Genomic DNA, 22,904 nt, shown 5'->3' on the forward strand with positions numbered 1-22,904 from the left:
TACCAAGTTTGATTGGTATTACGACATTCAAAAAAGGTTAACAAATGACAGTCACCTCACAGCGACACTCAGTACTGCTAGACAATGTATTTGCACTTATCGACAAAAAGGTAGATACCAAGCAGAAGTCTCTTGTGCAGCAATTCGGACGTCTGTTGTATAAAAATATATCAAGCGATGACTTAGAAAATCGCAACGACAGCGACCTTTACGGTGCAACACTTAGTTTATGGAATGGTTTGGCGAAGTTTGAACATACAACGCCATACATTCGTGTATTCAACCCTGAAATAGCCAAACACGGCTGGCACTCAAGCCACACAATAGTAGAGATTATTGTGTCTGACATGCCTTTCTTGGTTGACTCTGTGCGCATGTTGCTAAACCGATTAAACATCACCGCACACTTGTTCCTTCATAGTCCCATTGGCATTAAACGCGACGGCGCGAATAAAGTTGAAGCGTTTGCAGAGCCGGGGAAATCTATCGAAGGTGCTAAAAAAGAAACGGTTATCTTTATTGAAATCGATACACAAACATCGAAAAAAGATATTGATGCATTAACTCAAGAACTCCATTCTGTCGTTGATGAAGTCTCTTTGGCAGTGCAAGACTGGCAAGGTATGACGAACACCCTCCAGGACGTCATTAAAAACAACGCAAAATTTAACTGGCCAGTGTCTGCAGAAGCGAAAAAGCAAACTAAAGCTTACCTAGAATGGTTAGGCGATCACAACTTCACGATGATGGGTTACCGTTATTATGACGTTAAAGCGATTGAGGGTGACCATAGGTGGATCCCTCAAAACGATACCAGTTTGGGCTTGCTTAAAAACTCGGTTAACGATCGTGAGCGTTTGTTATCTCGCTTGCCTGCGTCGGCCCGTGCCGAAGCGTTGAGCAAAAACCCATTAATTCTGACCAAAACAAACTCACGCGCGCGAGTACACCGTCCTGCATATATGGACTATGTAGGCGTGAAGGTGTTTAACAAAGAAGGTCAGGTTGTTGGTGAGCACCGCTTCTTAGGCTTGTACTCTGCATCATTTTATAACAACAGCGTAACTCAGCTTCCGATTTTACGCGAAAAAATCAAACGCATTTGTGAACTGTCTGGTTTCGAGCCAGGAACTCACGCTTATAAAGCCTTCGCGAATATTATCGAAACTTACCCACGTGACGAGTTACTACAAACGCCAGCGGAAGAGCTAGCGCAAATCGTGATGGGTATTTTCCAAATGCAAGAGCGAGGTATTTCTCGTTTATTCATTCGAAAAGATATCTTTGGTCGCTTTTTCTCTTGTATGGTATTTGTACCAAGAGAACGCTATAACACCCAGTTACGCAAAGAGACCCAAGCGCTACTTAAAGCGTCATTAGGCGCAACAGAAGAAGTTGAATTTACTACGTTCTTCTCAGAGTCTGTGTATGCCCGAACGCATTACATTGCCAGAGTCAACGACAACAACGCGGAATTCGATGTGAAGGAAATAGAGCAAAACATTATTGAGTTGACGAAAACCTGGAATGACAGACTGGCGTCAGCTATTTCAGCGGCGCATGGTGAAGCATCAGGTAAAGCGTTGGAGCGTAAATATAACAACGCTTTTTCTCGCAGCTACATGGAACACAATCTGCCATCAGCAGCGCTTGTAGACATTGGTAAATTAGAAACGTTAGACGACAACCACACACTGGATATGTTGTTTTATCGCCCTCAAGAAGAAGACGCAGACAGCCAAGTTGTTAAGCTTAAGCTTTTCCACCGTGCAGAACCTATTCATTTGTCAGACGTGTTACCCATGCTTGAAAATTTTGGGTTACGCGTAATCGATGAAAGCCCTTATAAAGTCACGTGTTCAGAAGGTGAACGCAATTGGGTAATGGACTTCACCATGTTGCATAAGAGTGGTCAACACTTTGACATGGAGAACGCTCAAATTCTCTTCCAAGATGCCTTTGCTAAGGTATGGTACAAAACGCTAGAAGACGACGCATTTAACCGTCTTATTCTTGGTGCAAATATGACTGGCCGTAAGGTAACGGTATTGCGCGCCTATGCTAAATACATGCGCCAGACTGGTAGTTCATTTAGCCGTGACTATATCGCGAACACGCTAGCTAACTATCCAGACATTGCTCGTTTACTTGTAGACTTTTTTGACCAGCGCTTTAACCCTAAGAAAAAGCGTAATGAGAAAAAAGAAGAGGCTTTACTAGAGACCATCAAGGAACAGTTAGATAACGTAAGCAACCTTGATGACGACCGAATTATCCGTCGTTACCTAGACATGATGTCTGCAACGCTACGTACAAACTTCTACCAGGCGGACGCCGCGGGCAACGAGAAGTCATACGTATCGTTTAAGATGATGCCTGAACTGATCCCTGACATGCCGCTGCCGTTACCAAAATTCGAAATCTTTGTGTACAGCCCTCGCGTTGAAGGTGTTCACCTTCGCGGCGGTAAAGTGGCCCGTGGGGGCCTGCGTTGGTCTGACCGCCAAGAAGATTTCAGAACCGAAGTACTGGGTTTGGTTAAAGCACAGCAGGTTAAAAATACAGTTATTGTCCCTGTTGGTGCAAAAGGTGGCTTTGTTTGTAAAAATTTGCCAGTAGGTGAAGGCCGCGCGGCGATTCAAGCTGAAGGTCAAGCGTGTTACCGCACCTTTATCACCAGCTTGTTAGACATCACTGATAACATCGTAAATGGCGAGATTGTTCCACCAAAAGATGTGGTTCGCTTGGACGATGACGACCCTTACTTGGTTGTTGCTGCAGATAAAGGCACGGCGACTTTCTCTGATATTGCAAATGGTATAGCAGAAGAGTTTGGTTTCTGGCTAGGTGATGCATTTGCATCAGGCGGAAGCATTGGTTACGACCATAAGAAAATGGGTATTACTGCACGCGGCGGATGGGAATCAGTTAAGCGTCACTTCAGAGAAATTGGCATCGATTGTCAGACCACCGATTTTACCGCTGTAGGTGTAGGTGACATGGCGGGGGACGTATTCGGCAACGGTATGCTGCTTTCAAAGCACACCCGACTCATTGCGGCATTCAACCACTTACACATTTTCTTTGACCCAAATCCAGACGCGGCAGCCAGTTATAAAGAGCGTCAGCGTCTGTTCGAAAACCCTAGCCTAAGCTGGGAAGACTACGACAGTAAGCTTATTTCAAAAGGCGGTGGCGTATTTAGTCGCGCGTCAAAATCTATCAAGCTTACGCCTGAAATGAAAAAGTGGTTGGGTACACGTCAGTTAACCATGACGCCTAACGAGCTTATTCACAATATATTGAAAATGCCTGTCGACCTACTGTGGAACGGCGGTATTGGTACGTATATTAAGAGCAAGAAAGAATCTCACTCAGACGTAGGTGACCGCGCTAACGATGACCTACGCGTAAATGGTCGTGACGTACAAGCTAAAATCGTAGGCGAGGGCGGTAACTTAGGTCTAACTCAGTTAGGTCGTATTGAGTATGCATCTAACGGTGGCCGTGTTAATACTGACTTTATTGACAACGTTGGTGGTGTTGATTGCTCGGATAACGAAGTTAACATAAAAATCTTGCTTAACAGTTTAGTTAACGACGGTGAACTCACGCTTAAACAACGTAACAAGCTGCTCTACGATATGACTGACGACGTAAGTCGCATTGTACTGAAAGACTGCTACCGTCAGACTCAGTCTATATCTATTACTGAGTTAGCTGGCGTTAAGCAACTTAAAGAGCAGCTTCGCTTTATTCACGGACTTGAGCGTGAAGGTCAGCTAAACCGTGAATTGGAATTTATTCCAAGTGACGATGAGATTTCCGATCGCGTAGCTACGGATCAAGGTTTAACACGCCCAGAGCTAAGCGTACTCATTGCCTACGGCAAAATGGTACTTAAAGATGCGCTTAATATTCCGGAAATTACCGACAATCCTTACCACGGTAAGTTGTTGGTAGAAGCGTTCCCTAAAGTGCTTCGCGAAAAATTCGCTACACATATGCAGCAGCATCCGCTTAGAAGCGAAATTATAGCTACTAAGTTAACCAATAACATGGTTAATGACATGGGCCTTAACTTCGTGTTCAGAATGCAGGAAGAAACGGGTGCAAGTGTGAGCGAAATTGCTGACGCATATGCCATTGTTCACGGTATCTTCAATATGAAGACACTATGGGAGCGCATCGAAGAGCTAGATAATGTAATTCCAGCACAGCTACAGCTTAAAATGCTGGATGAAGCGCGTAGAATTATGCGACGTGCGTCTCGTTGGTATATTCGCCACGGCAATAAGTCACAATCGATTGAAGAAGCCATTGCAAGCTATCGCGGCACCTTCGATATCTTATCGAAGAACCTACAAAACTATCTTGTTCAAAGTGAATATGCTCAGCTCGAAACTGTAACGCAGAAATATATCGACAAAGGCGTTCCTGAAGATATCGCTTACCAAGTAGCAAGCTTCTCTAATATGTTCTCAAGTTTCGACCTTGCGCAAATTGTAGAGGCTGATAAGCATGATACTGATGTAGTGGCTAAGCTTTACTATCAACTAGGTTCTCGTTTAGAGCTACACTGGTTCTTAGATCAGATAAACAATCAGGCGGTAAGCAACCATTGGCAAGCATTGGCCCGCGCCTCGTATCGAGAAGAGTTGGATTGGCAGCAGCGTTCGATCGCTGCCAATCTTTTAGCTTCTCGCGAAGACGCAAGTGATGCCGACCAAATTTTAGATGAGTGGATTGAAAGCAATCAAGTACTGCTTAAGCGTTGGTATCACATGATGTCAGAGTTTAAGACCAGCACAACACACGAATTTGCGAAATTTTCTGTCGCTTTACGTGAATTGATGCTTTTAAGCGTGAAGTCTAACCATTAGAATACACGCACCTTAATGATTTAAGCCCTGTTTATCAGGGCTTTTTATTAGCCGATTGAACATTGCTGTACGTTTTTGCAGCATCGTTTGTAAAAGTAAACCTCATACGAGCGCAATATACGTTGATGATCAACAGGCCCTTAATTAGCGAGCGGTAATAATAACCATGCAATCTCTAGTGCAAAAATTCTTGCTTCAGTGTGAACCTGAAAAAAGTCACGATTTCACCATTAACTGGTTAAACAAGACCCAACATACCCCGCTGAAATGGATGTACAGCACACCGACGATTGAAAAGCCCGTTACCGTTGCAGGTATGACCTTCAATAACCCGGTAGGACTCGCCGCTGGGCTTGATAAGAACGGCGATTGTATTGACGCATTTGCCAGCATGGGATTTGGTTTTGTTGAGATAGGCACGGTAACGCCTCGTCCGCAGGCAGGAAACCCAAAACCTCGTTTATTCAGAATTCCTGAAAAGCACGCTATTATTAATCGCATGGGATTTAATAATAAAGGTGTTGATCATCTTGTCGAACAAGTGAAAAAGGCTCAGTTTAAAGGGCCTATTGGTATTAATATTGGTAAAAACAAAGATACCGAAGAAGCGAATGCGCTTGACGATTACCTGATTTGCTTAAACAAAGTTTATCCTTACGCAAGCTACGTCACTATCAACATTTCGTCACCGAACACACCTGGCCTAAGAAACCTTCAATACGGTGAAGCGCTAGATAAACTATTAGCAGGGTTAAAGGCTGCGCAAGAAACGTTAACGCAAACCCACGGTAAATATGTCCCGTTATTTATCAAAATTGCGCCTGATTTAAGCGATGTTGAAATTGACAGTATTGCTGCTTCGCTAATTAACAGCAAAATGGACGGTGTGATTGCCACCAATACCACATTATCGCGTGACGCCGTTACAGGGTTGAAACACGCTGAAGAAATGGGCGGCTTAAGCGGTTCTGTTATGACTGATATGAGCTTAGAAGTAACCCGCAAGCTTAGTAAAGCGCTAGACCGAGCTATTCCAATCATCGGCGTTGGCGGCATTGATTCACCAGACGCGGCACAAGCCCGTTTAGATGCTGGCGCTTCTCTGGTGCAGGTCTACTCGGCTTTTATTTATCAAGGTCCATCGCTCGTTAAACGCATCGTAAACGCGTTATAATACATCCGAACCAATCTCTCGTGTACGTGCTTTTTAATGTAAAGCACGTCCATCAAAAACAGGTATATGAATGAATACTATTCTGGTTACTACCAGTCGCGGTCTTGACGAACTATTAAAACAAGAAGTGCTAAGCCTATGCCCTGAAGCGCAAATTAAACAAGGGCCTGGCACTATTCAGTTTGAAGGCTCAAAAGAGGATGCATATAAACTTTGCCTATGGTCACGCTTAGCCAACCGTGTAATTTGGGTGCTTGCATCAGGTAAAGCAGGCGATGCAGATGCGCTATATAACACGGCTATGGGTGTTGACTGGCAAATGCAGATGGATTCACATCATACCTTATCTGTGCAGTTTATCGGCACAAACTTTGCCATAAAAAATACCCAATTTGGTGCTGTACGAGTAAAAGACGCCATCGTCGATTCTTTCGTTGAGCAGAGCTTACCACGCCCCTCTGTTGAGCGTAAAAACCCTGATATCTCTGTATATGCAAGGCTGCATCGCGATAACGTAATTTTAGGCATCGATTTGGCTGGTGCCAGCTTGCACCAGCGTGCGTACCGACAAGAAACGGGTGACGCGCCGCTTAAAGAGCATATCGCAAGCGCAATGTTAATGCGTAGCGGCTGGACCGAGAATACCGATGCACCATTGGTTGACCCAATGTGCGGCTCGGGCACCATTGCTATTGAAGCGGCCTACATTGCACGCAACATTGCGCCAGGTATTAAGCGCCTTTATTGGGGCTTTACTAAGTGGCTTGGCCACGAAGCAAAGCTTTGGGATGATTTGGTAGAACAAGCTATTTCCGCTCAGAAGCCTAGCTGCGGCGGTATTTACGCGGGTGACTTCAGCCGTAAAATGGTAGCCATTGCGAAAGCAAACGCTGATTTTGCCGGTGTGTTTAACGATATTTCGTTTTCTCAACAAGACGCGACAAAGTCCTCCCCACCCGTTTCCACGTCAGGCTACGTTGTATCAAACCCTCCTTACGGAGAACGTTTGGGCGAGCTAACATCGTTAATACCACTATTTAGTGATTGGGGTAAGCGTTTTAAAGAAGCGTGGAAAGGGTGGCATGTGTCGCTGCTTAGCAGTAATCGCGATTTGCTGCGCGTGCTTAAGCTACGCGCCAGCAAAGACTATGCTATGAATAACGGTAAGCTAGAATGCCGTTTAGCGAATTATGTTTTAAATGAAGAAAACACGGTTCAGTTTAGTGAAGATGCAAGTAATCACGAGTTTGCTAATCGTTTGAAGAAAAACCTTAAACGCATGAAAGGCTGGATTAAAAACGCTAACACTAACTGCTACCGCATTTACGATGCTGACTTGCCGGACTACAACGTGGCAGTAGATAGGTATGGTGATTGGCTAGTCGTTCAAGAGTACGCACCACCAAAAACCGTGTCTGAAGACAAGGCCCGTAAACGTTTGCAAGAAGTGTTACTACATTTGCCTGCCGTAACCGGTGTGTCACCCAAACACATCGCGCTAAAAGTGCGTAGCCAACAAAAAGGTACAAAGCAATACGAGAAAATTAACCAGTCTGGCGACATGATGGAAGTGTTTGAAAATGACGCGCGTTTCTTGGTTAACCTTACTGACTACTTAGACACGGGGCTTTTCTTAGATCACCGTAATACCCGTCAAAAAGTAAAAGCATTATCTCAGGACAAAGACGTGCTGAACCTGTTTTCATATACGGGCAGTGTGTCGGTTTTTGCCGCTATGGGCGGTGCAAAGTCTGTAACTACTGTAGATATGTCTAACACCTATTTAGAGTGGGCAAAGAAGAATGTGGCGCTAAATAAATTAAGCTGCCCACACGCCTTTATACAGGCTGATTGCACTACATGGTTAGCTTCGCACAAAGGTAAGTACGACTTGATTTTTATCGACCCACCGTCATTTTCAAATTCGAAGCGAATGCAAAATACATGGGATGTGCAGCGCGACCACGTGAAAATGCTGACCGACGCTAAAGCGTGCTTAAAAGAGCAGGGGATCATCATTTTCTCTAACAACAAGCGTGGCTTTAAGCTAGACGAATCAGCCATCAGTGAACTGGGCTTGTCAGTAGACAATATTACCAAAGACACGATTCCTGAAGATTTTGCCCGCAAAGGCAACATCCATCAGTGCTGGGTACTAAGTTCATGAGAATTTATTTCTACACCGGGCCCCAATGTAGCCTGTGCGACTTAGCCGATGTTGAACTGCAGCAAACGTCTATGTTTTCATCGCTTGATATAGAAAAAGTAAACATTCGCACAAGCACCGAGCTTTACCATTTGTACGGTGCAAGGATCCCCGTTTTAAAACGGGCAGATAACGAAAAAGAAATTGGCTGGCCTTTCACAGCAGCTGATTTAGAGGAGTTTCTTCAGTGAGCATTTTGCAGTTAAAAAACATCACTGTTATTTATGGAAATCCGCCGCTGTTAGACGGTGTCGAACTGGTTGTTCAGCCTAAAGAGCGCGTGTGCCTAGTAGGTCGCAACGGTAGTGGTAAATCAACGTTAATGAAAGTTATCGCTGGCGATATTATTGCCGACGATGGGCAGCGTATAATTGAAAATAATACGGTCATTGCGCGCTTAGAGCAGGACCCGCCTCAAACCACCGATGTGACGCTTTTTGACTATGTTGCCGAAGGCTTATCAGACGTAGGGGAAACCCTGAAGGCTTATTTTCATCAAACCCGTATCGTTGGTGAAGACCCTAGTGAAGCTAACTTAAATAAGCTTCAGCGGTTGCAAGAGCAATTAGAAGCCAGAGACGCGTGGCAATTTGAACAGCAAATTGAACAGACGCTAACCATGCTAAAGCTAGACCCTGAGATATCGTTATCTACTCTTTCTGGGGGATGGCGCAGAAAAGCCGCGCTTGCTCGTGCTCTAGTACGCCAGCCTGACTTATTACTGTTGGATGAACCGACCAACCACCTTGATATCGAAATGATCCGCTGGCTTGAATCCAGCTTGAGTAATTACCAAGGTGCGATTGTATTTGTAAGTCATGACCGTGCGTTCATACGCGCTATGGCCACACGTATTATTGATCTTGATCGCGGGTCTGTTACCAGCTATCCGGGTAATTACGAAACCTATCTTGAAAAAAAACAGCACGATTTAGAAGTTGAAGCGTCGCAGAACGCTGAGTTTGATAAGAAACTAGCACAAGAAGAAGTGTGGATCCGCCAAGGCATTAAAGCCCGCCGTACCCGCAACGAAGGCCGAGTAAGAGCGCTGAAAAAACTACGCGAAGAGCGAAAAGCGCGCAGAGCAGTTCAAGGCAATGCAGTAGTAAACCAACATCAGGGCGCGCGCTCTGGAAAAATGGTGTTTGAAGTAAAAGACTTGAGCTATAGCATTGAAGATAAACCCATCGTAAAAGGGTTAAACTTGAATGTTCTGCGAGGTGACAAGCTTGCCCTTATTGGCCCTAACGGAAGCGGTAAAAGTACACTTATCAAGCTCTTGTTAGGTGAATTGCAACCCGATAGTGGCAACTGCAAACAAGGCACCAACCTTGAAGTTGCTTACTTTGATCAGCACCGCCACGGGCTGGACTTGGAAAAGTCTGTTATTGATGCGGTAGGCGACGGTAAACGCGACCTGATGGTAAATGGCCACCCGCGCCATGTGATCAGCTATCTACAAGATTATTTATTTACGCCCGAACGCGTTAATGCTCCGGTTAAGTCACTATCTGGTGGAGAAAAAAACCGCTTAATGCTGGCAAAATTAATGCTTAAACCGAGCAATGTTTTGGTGTTGGATGAGCCAACCAACGACTTAGATGTCGAGACCTTAGAAATGCTCGAGACGTTGCTCAATGAATATGCCGGCACGGTACTTTTAGTAAGCCACGATAGGGAGTTTGTGGATAATGTGGCAAATAGCAGCGTAGTTTTTGAAGGCAATGGATTACTTCGAGAATTCATTGGGGGTTTCACTGACGTAGAAAACTGGTATAAAGAGCAACAGGAAAAGCGTCAGCAAATCGAAAAGGAAGAAAAAGCCAAGGTAAAGAATGAAACTAATTTAGCTTCAGGCAGTCCTAGTGCTAAGTCTTCTCCCCGTAAGACGAAAAAGCTATCATACAAAGACCAGCGTGAACTTGAGTCCTTACCGAAGGAGCTAGAAACACTTGAGGAAGAACTTGAGACTATGCAGGAGAAGGTTAACGACCCAGACTTTTTCAAACAAGACAGCGACGTTACTGCCAAAGCCTTAGCTGAACTGGCAGATAAAGAAGAATTACTTTCCCAGAAATATGCGCGCTGGGATGAACTAGAAAGTATGCTGGAAGATAATCAGCAGTAAATAGGATTTTAAATGAAACGAACTCAGCTTGCCGCCGCCGTTCTGTTGGCAACAGGAAGTGTTTCGGCATTCGCCGCGACCTATTCAGTGACGCCTCTTCCTTTACAGGATACCGCTAGAAACAATTTCGCCCGGTCCATCGATAACTCAGGAAAAATGTTGTCTGTAGCACAATTGGAGTTTAATCCGCCTATCGACGTCGACCAGCTTGAAGAAGACACAAGCTTTTTTGATCAATATGGTGATAGTTTAGAAAACGAAGATGATGCGCGACAAGGCGTGTTTACCGATAGAGATTACAACACCATCGTTAACTTTCTGATTTCCTCACCAACCCGCTTGACGGGGCAAAAACTCGCTACGTGGAGAACATTTGAAACTGATACACAAGACTTTTCATTAGTACCCGGTTTAGACAAAGTTACTGACAAATTTAACGATTACACCCACTCGGTTGAGACGATTGGCAGAGATAGTCTTAACGGTAACTTTATAGTCGGAGACTCCACGGCATTTGTCGTTCTGGATGCTTACGAGAATGAAAATGGCGATACGTTAAACTATACCTACCCAGAATCGGCCGAACAGGGTTTCGTACAAGTTTCTGGTGAAACGAAAATTTTACAAGCTATCGACACAACAGCGGGAGGCTTCTCTTCAGCTCGTTCAATTAATGCTAACTTGCAGGTTGCAGGATTTAGTACCGTGAGCTTCAGGGAGGAAGTCACAGAACTTGTAGAAGCCTGTGCAGATGATGAGCAACGTGCGGATATCCCTGAAGGTCGTTGTTTATTCTCTATTTACAGTGGAGATTTTGCTGTTCCGCGTATTTCCAGCGGGTTCATTAACTCATCTGCAGACTTTTTGCCCACGTTTGTTCTACTGTCTGAAGTCAATGCAACGATATGGCAGCTAGATGTCAATGGTGACGTAATAAGTACTGACACGTACCCGTTATTATTTGAACCAGAAGAAGATGATGAGCAGCATTATTACACCTATGCTTACGATATAAATTCACAGGGCATCGCGGTAGGTGAAGGGCTAACGGGCGAACGCATCACGATTACCCGTCCAAATTCTTCAGGCAGAACTGAAAGTGAACGTGTCGCAACAGTGTTCAGAGATGGTGAAACGATTGAGTTACTCCCGCGAGAAGAAAATATTATAAGCCAAGCTATCGCTATTAACGATGAAAACTGGGTGACAGGTGCAGTGCTTCGTTCACAAAGTGATATCGCACGCTCTAGAATGTTTGTTTATAATCTTGATACCCAAGAACAACATTACCCAAATGGTTTCTTTGTTAGCTCCGGTGTAACAGCGAATGCTATTAACAACAACAATATCGTGGTTGGTAAGGCTGACGTAGACGCGACCAGTGATACTCTTCGTGAAAGCGCCGCGTTTATGTACAACATAGACACAGAAGAATTTACTAACTTAAATGATTTAGTTTCTTGCGATAACCCGTATGAGCTAGTTGAAGCGGTTGATATCAATGATGATAATGAAATCATCGCGAATGCGAGAATAAAAACAACAAACAAGTATGTAACGGGCGCTGATATAATCAACGCTAACGGCGAAACAGAAGACGTTGACACTATCGTTGCGGTTAAACTTTCTCCGTTGGCAAACGGTTCTATAGACGAATGTGAAATACCCGATGACGAATTGCCCTACGAGCGAAAAGGTGCAGCCACAGGATTGCTCGCATTTTTGGGGCTGTTTACTGCGGTATTTTTACGTAGACGTATAAAAAAATAGCGCTTCCACCGGTGAATATGTAAGTATTATAAAAGAGCCACTCGTAAGTGGCTTTTTTTATGCTCAAAAAGCGTAAAAACAGACGTATTTATGCATAAAAAATGTAACATAACTTTCATCGAAACTTCATTTATTTAAATTTTGTCAAGCCCTTTTATTTTTTATTTTTCTTGAACCATTTGGTGAATTGCACTATCACAGTAATGTACGCAATCACTTTTCCGGCACTATCAACCGAAATGATGTAGAGCGCTCGAGAAAATGATTTGTTGTACTTTCAACAAACAAAAGAGGCTAATCAATGAAAAGACAAAAAAGAGATAAACTGACGCGCGCCCATTCAAAAGGCTATCAAGCTGGCATCAGCGGTCGTTCAAAGGAAAATTGTCCATTTCAGCAAAACGATGCACGTTCACAGTGGTTGGGTGGATGGCGCGAGGCGGTAGAAGACAGACACTTAGGTTTAAGTGTTAAATAACACTTCTCTTTTATGAACTGATTATGCAAAAGGAAAGCCCCTGAAAAGGGGCTTTTTCGTTGTGTTAAATATGTTAAATAATGCTACGTAGACTCTCTAAAAGTTCGATGTATCTTGGAATAATCCAACTTTCAAATCTTTCGCTACATAAATTTCACGGCCATCAACTTCTACTGAGCCATCTGCCATACCCATAAACAGCTTACGCTTTATCACACGCTTCATAGTGATTTTATAGGTTACCTTTTTAGCAGTTGGAAGGATCTGGCCGGTAAATTTCACTTCGCCTACACCTAAAGCGCGACCTTTACCAGGACCGCCACTCCAACCTAAAAAGAACCCAACCAATTGCCACATGGCATCTAAGCCTAGACAGCCAGGCATTACTGGGTCGCCTGGGAAGTGACAATCAAAAAACCATAAATCGGGCGTAATATCTAATTCAGCGATAATTTCGCCTTTACCATGCTCACCGCCATCTTCCGTTATTGAGACCACACGGTCCATCATAAGCATGTTAGGTGCGGGAAGCTGACTGTTACCTGGGCCAAACATTTCCCCACGGCTACATGCCAATAAATCTTCTTTGTTAAAACTACTTTTCTTCTCTGACATTCCCAACTCATTGTTGTAATTAAAGTGACGTTGCTAATTTAGCGAACAGTTGTACGCCAAACAACTCTGAACAGTCATTTTTCTGAAGAAAAACGCGTGCTAATATACGCTAAGTCAATTAACTCCGTACAAATATCGCCCTACAAACGCAATTTGTAAGCAGCGATTATGCTACGCTTCACAATACCGTACCTTTGTGTGAAAACTATGACAGAACAAATGACAAAAAAAGTCGTTAAAAAAAGCCCTTTAGATAAAGCTAAGGCTAACGCTGACAAGCAACGTCGTTTTAGGGAAAGACAGAAAGACGCAGGAAAGAAGCTTGTTAGGGGCTACGTGAGCCCTGAAGCAAAGGCGTGCTATGACGAAATACGCGAAAAAACTGGTTGGACAGATAGTGAAGCCATGTCTAATGCTATGAGGCTAATGTATGCAGCGTACAAATGCGGTCAAATTAAACTTTTAAACGAATGGCTTAGAAAAAATAATCGTTAGGCGGTTTTGTTGGTTTTTGTTTTTAGCCAAGCGCGGCTTGGGCTATTTTGCATGGTGTGCCGCTCAATTATACGTTTCGCCTCTTTAACCGAGTCATCCCGTTCTCGATAATCCCATAACCGTTTGGCAGTCAGTCGATTGTTCTGAGCGATATCAATAATTGGTGTAACATAATCGCGGTCGATATCGAAGTCTAGCATTTGTGCTTCCAGTGGCGGTAACAAGTAGGGCGCATGAACCGCTACACTAGGTAAGTTTACCAACTCCGGTACCCACTTCTTTATAAATATGCCTTGAGGATCTAATTTTTGTGACTGTGTCGCAGGATTATAAAGACGCACTGTATGAATACCAGTGACACTCGCTTGCATTTGTATTTGAGGGTAATGGATGCCGGGTTCAAAGTCTAAGAACTGGGTTGCTAGATAATGAGCCGCTTTTAACCAGTGAACATTAAGGTGATGACATAAAAAGCTAGTGACCATCGCGCGCATTCGAAAATTTATATACCCGGTATGTTTTAATGCTCGCATGCAAGCGTCAACCAGCGGATATCCGGTTTGGCCAGTAGCCCAACGATAAAAACGCCGCTCAGCTTCAGGGCCATCTATAAAAGGAAATTTGTCGTAAGCGCTATTCATAGGTCGCCACTCTATGCTGTGCTCGCTTTCAAATTTCTGAATAAAATGGCAGTGCCAGTGTAGTCTTGATGTGAAAGCTGATAGGGCGCGGTTCCATTGCATTTTTTGCGTAGCTGGAAGCGACCTTTTCTTTTGCTTCTGAATCAAAACGTACTGGTACACTTGCTTGATTGATATATTACCCCAAGCAAGATAAGGGCTTAATCGCGAACATGCGCGTCTAGCATTCTCTGGCATAGAAATATGCTGATGATAGTACTTCCCCCGTGCTTTAAAAAAATCTTTTAAAACCTGCCAAGCACGCTTTTCGCCGCCGGGCTGCATTTCAGCAAAGGCGGGTATGGCCTCGTTTCTGCACGGCCTTTCGCTTACTAATTTATCTAAATAATTTTCAGGAAAACTTTTCGCTACATTAAGGCTTGGTTTAACGAAGTCAGCCAACTTATCGAGTGATTTCGACGCAATAGACATAGCTGAATGTTCGCGCCAATTAACCCAGTTTGTTTTGTCTAAATCAAAATCATAGGTGGCTTTTGCAAAATGATGCGTCCAATTATGCTTCCACTGCGCGCGATGCGACAACCCACGTATTACTGCACCATATTGAGATTCAAAAAATGAAATGTCATTACTTTTCAGATAGCTAGATACAGTTTTATCTCGGTTATACGTAACCTTCAGGCCGGTTTCTTGGTAACTCCTAACCGCTGAAATATTGTAATGTTGTGCAATGAGTTTAAATGCTTCGACTACTTCGCAGTGCAAAGTCAAAACGCCAGAAGGTGCTGGTATTTGACTATTGATGTCATCGATACTTTGCTGAATAAAGCGCCAATGCCGAACGTCCATATGTGGGTCAGCAATGAGTGATGGCTCCCAGCAAAAGAGTAGAAGCACTTTTTCGTGAGCTTCAACAGCGCGATAAAGAGGCTCGTGATCACGTAAGCGTAGGTCTCGCTTTAACCAGATAACGGTGACGGACTCTTTGGGGGTTACGAACATTATACGGCCAATTAGCTATAGCCATTTATTACGAAATTGACCTGCAGAGTCATAAATCTCGGTTTGCTTTTGCAAGTTGAATTGTCTGTGTCCGCGAGGGTCGCTTCCAACGCCCGCGAGATAAAGCCAATTTCCCCAATTACTTCCAACATCGTAATCGATTAATTGATGCTCAAACCACGCAGCACCGTATCGCCAGTCCTGTTGAAGTTCATGAACAAAGCAGCTAGCAACAAGTTGTCTGCCGCGATTTGACATATAGCCAGTTTCTGCAAGTTGGCGCATACAGGCATCTACGATTGGATAACCAGTTTTACCTTCGCACCAACGTGCGAAGACTTCGGGACAATGCTTTGTCGACGGTGCTTTATCCTGAATACCACCAAAGCGAAACCATCTCGCTCCATTCTTACACTGTAACCAATGAAAAAATTCGCGCCAGAGTAGCTCAAAGTATATCCAGTAGGTAGAGTCATTTTTTTCAACGGTTTCTTCAAAATACTGGACTTGCCTGATTACTTCTCTCGCTGAAAGCGATCCGTTAGCAAGCCAAGCTGATAATTTTGTACTGTCTTGCCATGAATCTAATGCGTTACGGGTTTCTTTGTATGATGCTGCAGCATGCCAATCAAAAAGGTAAGTATTTAAGTGACAAAGTGCCGCGGTTTCGCCACCAACAAACGATGATGCAGAAGGCCCGGGTAAATCAACATCAAGGGTGAGTAGAAAACATGCGTCTATTTGTGGCGTAAATGGACATGGCAAATTGTCGATAACAGAATGAACCGACAATGGTTTGCAATGCTTCTCTACTTTTCTGCGAAACGGGCTAAAAACGTCAGGCATATTTTCAATACTGAACGGAAAAGTTTGTGCATCAAATAGACCAAACGTTGCGGTTTCGATAACCGTTAACGTTTTAAAGAAACGTTTTATTGTATTGAGCTGTGCTATCTCGTTAAAACCACAATGTTCGCTTACGCCAAGATGAGAAAAATGCCCCGACTTAAGCAATTCAACTAAACACTTAGCAGAGCTACCTTTGACAACAAGTAGGTCATGCCCCAATTTTTTTAATTGACGTTTTAAATCAACCAAGGTTTGTATAAGGAAAGTCTTTCTATGCCCACCCATGGGGGCGAATCCAAAAGCGTTTGAGGTAAAGTTATCGTCATCAAAGATATAAACGAACGTAACTTCGCTGACCGCGTTACACAACGCGGAGATAGCCGCATTATCGTGAAGCCTTAAGTCATGCCGGAACCAGAACAATCCCCGCTGATGAACATTTGAACATTTAACGTTAGTTTGTTGATTTATCATACTAATTTTGAGCGTTTTTTTGTGAATTACAGGGATCTTGAATCCGCTTTACTTCGTAAAACATACGAATAACATTTAAATTTGGCACAACGCCTGAGGAAAAAAAGTGACGGTTCCTGTGAGCATCATGTGGTTTAGACAAGACCTCCGCGTAAAAGATAATCCGGCTTTAAATGCAGCATGCGATATGGGCAAAATAGTACCCATCTACATCTATGACAATTCGTCTCCTAACGGGCGAGAACCAGGCGGCGCAAGTAAATGGTGGCTACATCATTCTTTAACCTCACTCAATAAACGTCTTAACGGCCACTTGCAAATATTTAGTGGTGATCCGCAGGTTCTTATTCCGAAATTAATGGAAGCGTTCAATGCAAGTGGAATTTTTTGGAACCGATGCTACGAGCCGTGGCAAATAAATCGTGACAAGGCAATTAAGCAGACACTTATCGACAGCGATTACGAAGCACACAGCTGCAACGGAAGTTTACTTTGGGAACCAATGAAGGTGTTGAAAAAAGACGGAACACCGTATCGCGTGTTTACGCCTTATTACAAAAAGGGCTGCCTGCAAGTTGAAGAACCGCGTTATCCGAAGTCGCCGCCTGCACGCATTACCTATGCTGACGTAGCAAATAAAGGTGACGATTTAGACTCGTTAGGTTTGTTACCTGCGGTTAAATGGGATGACATTATCGCTAGCCAATGGGCGCCGGGCGAAGACGGTGCCGCAGACAATCTAGCTGATTTTATCGAAAACGCCGCGCGTAAATACAAAGACGGAAGAGATATTCCCTCTGTCAGGGGAACATCTCGCTTATCTCCGCATTTGCATTTTGGCGAAGTTTCACCAAACCAGGTTTGGTATGCGATAAAAGACAAATTTGGAAATAGCGAAGACAAAAGCATTGAGACCTACTTGAGCGAGCTAGGCTGGCGAGAGTTTAGCTACTACTTGCTGTTTCACTTTCCAACGCTGCCAAATAAAAATTTCAACGAGAAATTCGATAAATTTCCCTGGCGCACAGATGCTAAAGCACTAAAAGCGTGGAAGACAGGGAGTACCGGCATTCCTATTGTCGACGCTGGCATGCGAGAACTATGGCAAACAGGCTATATGCATAATCGAGTGCGCATGATTGTAGGGTCTTTTCTGGTTAAAAATTTATTGCTTAGCTGGCATGAAGGCGAAAGATGGTTTTGGGACACCTTGTTAGACGCTGACCTCGCCAGTAACAGTGCCAGTTGGCAATGGGTTGCAGGTTCGGGGGCAGACGCTGCGCCTTACTTTAGGATCTTTAATCCAATACTCCAAGGTGAGAAGTTTGATAAGAAAGGTAACTATGTTCGTAAATATTGCCCAGAACTAAACGAGCTCTCGGATAAGTACATTCATAAACCTTGGGAAGCACCCAGTGCGATATTGAAAGAAGCAGGCATAGAGCTTGGTAAGGAGTACCCGAAGCCTATTGTTGATTTGAAAGCGTCTAGGCAGCGTGCCCTTGATGCGTTTCAGCAAATAAAAGAGTAGGGTATGGCAACACTGATTTTAGTATTGGGCGATCAGCTTACCGAAACATTGCCCGCTATCGTTGAGGCAGTCAAAAGCGAAGACACTATTTTAATGGCAGAAGTACGTGAGGAAGCGACTTACGTGAAACACCATAAGAAAAAAATAGCGTTTTTGTTTAGCGCCATGCGCCATTTTGCAAAGGCTTTGCGTGACAACAACTTTAACGTCAGCTACGTTAAATATAATGATGGGAATAACAAAGGCGATTTACTAGCTCAAGTTAAACACGAAATCAGTGAAAATGGTTATGATGCAGTAAAAGTCACCATGCCGGGCGAGTACCGTTTGCTAAAAAGTATGGAACAATGGGAAAACGTGCTTGGCATCCCCGTTACTATCTGCCAAGACAACCGTTTTCTTTCAACTCCAAAGGAATTCACCGACTGGGCTGAAGGTAAAAAGCAGCTTCGTATGGAGTTTTTTTACCGAGAAATGCGTTGTAAGCATAACGTACTTATGGACGGGAAAAATCCCGTTGGAGGAAAGTGGAATTATGATGCTCAAAATCGCGAGTCTATGCCAGAAACCCACAAAGTACCAAAGCACACAACGTTTGACGTTGACGATATTACTTCTGACGTTATCGAGTTAGTCAAAAACGAATTCAGCGACCATTTTGGCGATATTGATAATTTTCATTTTGCGGTTACGCGGCAAGACGCATTAGCCGTTCTAAACATTTTCATAGAAGAAAGGCTGCCAAACTTCGGTCAGTATCAAGATGCCATGGTTGAGGGTAAACCTTGGCTTTATCATTCGCATATTGCGTTTTATCTGAACTGTGGTTTGTTGACGCCTAAAGAAGCGATACAAGCCGCTGAACAAGCGTACTACGCAGGACAAGTTCCACTAAATTCTGCTGAAGGATTTATTCGTCAGGTACTGGGTTGGCGCGAGTATGTGAGAGGCTTCTATTGGCACTTTATGCCAAATCTGAAAACGGATAACTACTTCAATAACAGCCGCGCACTTCCTTCGTTCTTTTGGAACGCCCAAACCAATATGAACTGCATGCGCCAATGTATAAAAGAGACTAAACAAAACGCTTATGCCCATCATATACAACGACTTATGGTGATCGGCAACTTCAGCTTACTAACAGAGCTCAGCCCTGAAGACGTTCAAGCCTGGTATCTACTTGTGTATGCCGATGCCTATGAATGGGTAGAACTTCCCAACGTGGCAGGTATGATTTTATACAGTGACGGCGGGCACTTAGCCAGCAAGCCGTATGTGGCGAGCGGTAGTTATATCAATAAAATGAGTAACTATTGCAAAAATTGCGGGTATCAGGTTTCTAAAAAAACAGGGCCAAAAGCTTGTCCATTCAACTATCTTTATTGGCATTTTATTGACAAGCACAAAGAAAAGCTAAGCAACAATCACCGTATGGCGATGATATATAAGACTTACGGGCGTATGAAGGAAGAAAATATTGAGACCATGAAGCAAGATGCTTCGATATTTCTTAGTAAACTGACCAAAAATGAAGAAGTCTGACTTACCCACTAAAATATGCCCAGTCTGTGAAAGGCCTTTTACATGGCGAAAAAAATGGGAAAAGAACTGGGAAAGCGTGCGTTATTGCTCAAAGCGTTGCTCAGGAAACCGAAAAAACGCTGAGAGCAAATAAAACGATTAGAAAAAGCGCTCTACTAAAATTGCGCTACATATAAACATCTTTTTTACAGCGGGGTTGTCGATCAGTTGTTTCTTGCAGTACGTTTAAGACAAGATAAAATACAAGGAGTGTGTAGTGGAAGCACCGATTACCGTAGATAGATTGCGTTTTCTTCTTTATAGCGTAAAAGAAAAGCTCTGGGTAAAACCTCTAGGATTTTGTTTATTATCAATCCTTGCTGTATTCGTGGCGAAGGTTGCAGACGGCACGTCGTTGGCTGAGCATATTCCGAAAATAAAACCCGAATCGGTTGAAACGCTGCTTTCGATAATGGCATCTAGCATGATGGTGATCGCCACATTTTCTGCAGGCACCATGGTCAACGCTTACGCTTCAGCCAGTCGCTCGTCAACGCCTCGTTCGCTAAGCCTTATAATATCTGATGATGTATCACAAAATGCATTATCCGTTTTTATTGGCGCCTTTATTTATAGCGCAGTTGCGCTTACCGCAATGACTCAAGCTTTTTTTGATGAAGCCGGGCTCTTTATCTTATTTTGTTTAACGTGTCTGGCTTTTTCGATAGTTATTTTGACATTTATACGGTGGGTAGACAGTGTTGCACGTTTAGGGCGCGTAGGGTCAACGCTGTTAAAAGTAGAGAGCGCAACGACACGCGCTATCAAAAATAGAATAGACATGCCGTGCTTAGGAGCCGTACCTCATGAGAAAATAAAAGAGCAGGGGACTTACGCCATTTTTACAAGGCAAGTAGGCTACATCCAGCTTATAGACATTGCCAAACTTCAACTGTGGGCTGAAAAAAACGATGGCTTCATCAATGTAGTCATGCTGCCGGGTGAGTTTGTCTCACCAGAACGCGCCATCGCATACTCTAATAAAAAGGTAGTATCAGATGAAATTGTTGGTGCATTTACTATCGGTGAATCTAGATCCTTTGAGGCAGATCCTCGCTTTGGCTTTATCGTACTAGCCGAAATAGCATCTCGAGCATTATCACCTTCAGTTAATGACCACGGCACAGCGATAAATACGTTAAGCAGTATTACACGCCTTATGTTGTTGTGGCATAAGCCTAAGTCCGAACTAAAGAATTCAACAAGGAAAGACACTGAAGATGAGGAATTCAAATATGATCGTGTGTCATTGCCAGCGTTGAATGTGAATGACCTATTTGATGACGCTTATACATCCATTGCCCGTGATGGTGCAGCCAATATTGAAGTGGCTATACGTATTCAAAAGTCGCTAAAAACGATTAAAGCGTGTTTTAAAAGTGAAGGTACACGACTAGAAAAAGACTTCTTTGAGGCGGCGTCTAAGTTAGCAAAACAAAGTTACGAACGTGCAAAATTAGCGCTAGATTACGAAGACGATATTCAACGAATTGAGCACGTTTATAGCGATAACTAAATGTGTTAATTGCCACTGGCTAAATCACTTGAATTAAATAGTTTGGAAGACTCTATTATCTTTATTTCTCAAATAATATATATTCTGCGTAAACGACTAATCGAATTTTTTGTAATGTAGTAAACTCACTCTGATTAACCAAAAATAAAAAAATAGATTAACTTTCTTGATAGCCAAAAAATCCAAGCTCAATTTTAAGCTGAAATTATTAATACTATGATAGAGGCTTTTTAACTAATTATTTTACCGACAGCTCACTTGAATAAAACTGACGTGACGCTACGTGAATGAAAATATATCTTGCGAGGTTCAATGCTCCAGATTTCACGAAGCGCACGATTTCTATATTCCACATCTAAATCCAAATTTCAGAGCAAGTTTCAATAAAGAGTACTGCAACATTTCAAGCAAGCGCGATTAGGCCGAAATATTGAAACAGCAGCCACGCATAAAAGTCTGTAAGTATTCACAGTCAACAAAGCATTTGAATAGAGTGACATCATCGGCCTAATCGTCTACATACTCAATTGCGCATAATGTATATTATGTTAAATACAATATATATGTTTATCAAACAGTGCCAGTGATGCGTTGCTAAGACTTACCTACGCCAAATTGGTAGCCAGTTGTTCAATTAGTAGATATGACCTGCTATTAATTCAGTTAATGTAGTTTATATAACTCTATTATAATTCGGGGCTCTACTGTCTCGTTACTTACTATAATTCGACATGCATCCTAATTTTAAATAATGATGAATTGACAGAAAGACCTGTTAGACGTCAATTTTTGGAGGTGCTTAAACATGGTTTTACATCTTGTAGATAGCCACATTTGGCTCAGACAAGTTGAATTATCATTAAGAGACGCGCTTATTAAAAGTAAATTTGCTATCACCTATTCTTTCTTACTAAAATTGAGAGGTCACATGTTTAAATGCAGTTCTTCAGTAAAACGCCGAAGATAGTATTGAGTTGTGTGAGCCAAATCCACCTGAAAATAGCTCAAGCAACCTGCTCAAAATACGGGCGACGCTACGTAAAATCTGAGGCATGTTTGAGGGTCTAACCCTGTAGATTTTACGTAGCGCACGATTTAAAATAAGTAAAAAAAAGCAAATAAGGCAATATTAAAGCTACACTAAATATGTGTTTTTGTTACGGTGGACGTCAAACTAATCGCAAGTCTGATAATTAGTGCAAGTGTCTATATATACAACCATATACAATGTGCCATTCTACGTTCACGCATGATAATTACACTTATCATGCGTGATAATTCAAAGTTTTTATTTTAGCAGAGCTAAAACTTTTTGAAGGATTGCCCTAATGATTTGTTCTTCGCTGTAACGTTTTTCTTGTTGAGTTCTCCATTGTCTCCAGTTTATTGAAATCCCATTAATGCAATGGTGTTATTTTTTGGGAAAGGTCATACCATATCACCGTCGTCAAAATTCCTTCAGGTAAAGATGTCATTCATTCGGTTAATTGTTTCTTACAAAAACAGTGTTCTTTTCACGTGGGGTACCCCCTGCCCTTTCCCTAAATCCTTTTGCTCACTC

General features: G+C 43.0%; 15 protein-coding genes. 12 read left to right on the top strand and 3 right to left on the bottom strand.

Going from position 1 to position 22,904, the window contains the following annotated elements:
* Positions 1 to 44: 44 nt before the first annotated feature.
* From V7R42_RS12865 to rmf, 7 genes are all read left to right on the top strand, one after another.
* Positions 45 to 4,883, top strand: coding sequence for an NAD-glutamate dehydrogenase (locus V7R42_RS12865; protein ID WP_334020670.1), 4,839 nt, complete (start codon positions 45 to 47; stop codon positions 4,881 to 4,883).
* Positions 4,884 to 5,049: 166 nt separating this feature from the next.
* Positions 5,050 to 6,057, top strand: a complete 1,008-nt coding sequence (pyrD, locus tag V7R42_RS12870; RefSeq protein WP_334020671.1) for a quinone-dependent dihydroorotate dehydrogenase — start codon at positions 5,050 to 5,052, stop codon at positions 6,055 to 6,057.
* Between the two features lie 70 nt (positions 6,058 to 6,127).
* Positions 6,128 to 8,224: a bifunctional 23S rRNA (guanine(2069)-N(7))-methyltransferase RlmK/23S rRNA (guanine(2445)-N(2))-methyltransferase RlmL gene (rlmKL, locus tag V7R42_RS12875; RefSeq protein WP_334020672.1), complete on the top strand. Its 2,097-nt coding sequence runs from the start codon at positions 6,128 to 6,130 to the stop codon at positions 8,222 to 8,224.
* Positions 8,221 to 8,454, top strand: coding sequence for a glutaredoxin family protein (locus tag V7R42_RS12880; RefSeq protein ID WP_334020673.1), 234 nt, complete (start codon positions 8,221 to 8,223; stop codon positions 8,452 to 8,454). Before rlmKL ends, V7R42_RS12880 begins: the two co-directional genes overlap by 4 nt.
* A complete protein-coding gene (gene uup, locus V7R42_RS12885) occupies positions 8,451 to 10,391 on the top strand; it encodes an ATP-binding cassette ATPase Uup (RefSeq protein WP_334020674.1) in 1,941 nt (646 codons plus the stop codon). Before V7R42_RS12880 ends, uup begins: the two co-directional genes overlap by 4 nt.
* A gap of 12 nt (positions 10,392 to 10,403) precedes the next feature.
* On the top strand, positions 10,404 to 12,161 hold the full coding sequence (locus tag V7R42_RS12890) for a DUF3466 family protein (RefSeq protein ID WP_334020675.1): 1,758 nt from the start codon (positions 10,404 to 10,406) through the stop codon (positions 12,159 to 12,161).
* Between the two features lie 301 nt (positions 12,162 to 12,462).
* The gene (gene rmf, locus V7R42_RS12895) at positions 12,463 to 12,639 is read left to right on the top strand and encodes a ribosome modulation factor (protein ID WP_014949558.1); all 177 of its coding nucleotides are present in this window, start codon (positions 12,463 to 12,465) and stop codon (positions 12,637 to 12,639) included.
* A 96-nt stretch (positions 12,640 to 12,735) separates the two neighbouring features.
* Here the strand turns inward: rmf and fabA are convergent, their stop codons facing one another.
* Positions 12,736 to 13,254, bottom strand: coding sequence for a bifunctional 3-hydroxydecanoyl-ACP dehydratase/trans-2-decenoyl-ACP isomerase (gene fabA, locus V7R42_RS12900; RefSeq protein ID WP_334020676.1), 519 nt, complete (start codon positions 13,252 to 13,254; stop codon positions 12,736 to 12,738).
* 207 nt (positions 13,255 to 13,461) lie between these two features.
* Here fabA and V7R42_RS12905 point away from each other — a divergent pair, with 207 nt between their 5' ends.
* Complete coding sequence (locus tag V7R42_RS12905) at positions 13,462 to 13,749, top strand: hypothetical protein (RefSeq protein ID WP_334020678.1); 288 nt, start codon at positions 13,462 to 13,464, stop codon at positions 13,747 to 13,749.
* On the opposite strand, the gene V7R42_RS12910 is transcribed toward V7R42_RS12905, so the two are convergent.
* Positions 13,746 to 15,392 carry a cryptochrome/deoxyribodipyrimidine photo-lyase family protein gene (locus tag V7R42_RS12910; protein ID WP_334020679.1) on the bottom strand — a complete coding sequence of 549 codons (1,647 nt, stop codon included), beginning with the start codon at positions 15,390 to 15,392 and terminating at the stop codon, positions 13,746 to 13,748. The two genes, V7R42_RS12905 and V7R42_RS12910, sit on opposite strands and share 4 nt — an antisense overlap.
* 15 nt (positions 15,393 to 15,407) lie before the next feature.
* A complete protein-coding gene (locus V7R42_RS12915; protein ID WP_334020680.1) occupies positions 15,408 to 16,715 on the bottom strand; it encodes a DASH family cryptochrome in 1,308 nt (435 codons plus the stop codon).
* Between the two features lie 106 nt (positions 16,716 to 16,821).
* Between V7R42_RS12915 and V7R42_RS12920 the strand changes: the two genes are divergently transcribed.
* The 4 genes from V7R42_RS12920 to V7R42_RS12935 all read left to right on the top strand — a co-directional run bounded on the left by V7R42_RS12920 (position 16,822) and on the right by V7R42_RS12935 (position 21,343).
* Entirely contained in the window at positions 16,822 to 18,246 is a 1,425-nt protein-coding gene (locus tag V7R42_RS12920) for a cryptochrome/photolyase family protein (RefSeq protein ID WP_334020681.1), read from the top strand.
* 3 nt (positions 18,247 to 18,249) lie between these two features.
* Positions 18,250 to 19,788: a cryptochrome/photolyase family protein gene (locus V7R42_RS12925; protein ID WP_334020682.1), complete on the top strand. Its 1,539-nt coding sequence runs from the start codon at positions 18,250 to 18,252 to the stop codon at positions 19,786 to 19,788.
* Positions 19,775 to 19,921: a DUF2256 domain-containing protein gene (locus V7R42_RS12930; RefSeq protein ID WP_334020683.1), complete on the top strand. Its 147-nt coding sequence runs from the start codon at positions 19,775 to 19,777 to the stop codon at positions 19,919 to 19,921. Before V7R42_RS12925 ends, V7R42_RS12930 begins: the two co-directional genes overlap by 14 nt.
* Before the next feature lie 123 nt (positions 19,922 to 20,044).
* A complete protein-coding gene (locus tag V7R42_RS12935) occupies positions 20,045 to 21,343 on the top strand; it encodes a DUF2254 domain-containing protein (RefSeq protein ID WP_334020684.1) in 1,299 nt (432 codons plus the stop codon).
* Positions 21,344 to 22,904: the final 1,561 nt, after the last annotated feature.

Source organism: Alteromonas sp. S015 (assembly GCF_036864485.1).
Classification (GTDB): Bacteria; Pseudomonadota; Gammaproteobacteria; order Enterobacterales; family Alteromonadaceae; genus Alteromonas.

What these genes read in the sequence shown, in the direction of transcription:
- V7R42_RS12915 (WP_334020680.1), bottom strand. Translation starts at nt 16,715, where the DNA reads ATGATAAATCAACAAACTAACGTTAAATGTTCAAATGTTCATCAGCGG.
- V7R42_RS12925 (WP_334020682.1), top strand. Translation starts at nt 18,250, where the DNA reads ATGGCAACACTGATTTTAGTATTGGGCGATCAGCTTACCGAAACATTG.
- V7R42_RS12880 (WP_334020673.1), top strand. Translation starts at nt 8,221, where the DNA reads ATGAGAATTTATTTCTACACCGGGCCCCAATGTAGCCTGTGCGACTTA.
- V7R42_RS12930 (WP_334020683.1), top strand. Translation starts at nt 19,775, where the DNA reads ATGAAGAAGTCTGACTTACCCACTAAAATATGCCCAGTCTGTGAAAGG.
- pyrD (WP_334020671.1), top strand. Translation starts at nt 5,050, where the DNA reads ATGCAATCTCTAGTGCAAAAATTCTTGCTTCAGTGTGAACCTGAAAAA.
- rmf (WP_014949558.1), top strand. Translation starts at nt 12,463, where the DNA reads ATGAAAAGACAAAAAAGAGATAAACTGACGCGCGCCCATTCAAAAGGC.
- fabA (WP_334020676.1), bottom strand. Translation starts at nt 13,254, where the DNA reads ATGTCAGAGAAGAAAAGTAGTTTTAACAAAGAAGATTTATTGGCATGT.
- V7R42_RS12890 (WP_334020675.1), top strand. Translation starts at nt 10,404, where the DNA reads ATGAAACGAACTCAGCTTGCCGCCGCCGTTCTGTTGGCAACAGGAAGT.
- rlmKL (WP_334020672.1), top strand. Translation starts at nt 6,128, where the DNA reads ATGAATACTATTCTGGTTACTACCAGTCGCGGTCTTGACGAACTATTA.
- V7R42_RS12905 (WP_334020678.1), top strand. Translation starts at nt 13,462, where the DNA reads ATGACAGAACAAATGACAAAAAAAGTCGTTAAAAAAAGCCCTTTAGAT.
- V7R42_RS12910 (WP_334020679.1), bottom strand. Translation starts at nt 15,392, where the DNA reads ATGTTCGTAACCCCCAAAGAGTCCGTCACCGTTATCTGGTTAAAGCGA.
- V7R42_RS12865 (WP_334020670.1), top strand. Translation starts at nt 45, where the DNA reads ATGACAGTCACCTCACAGCGACACTCAGTACTGCTAGACAATGTATTT.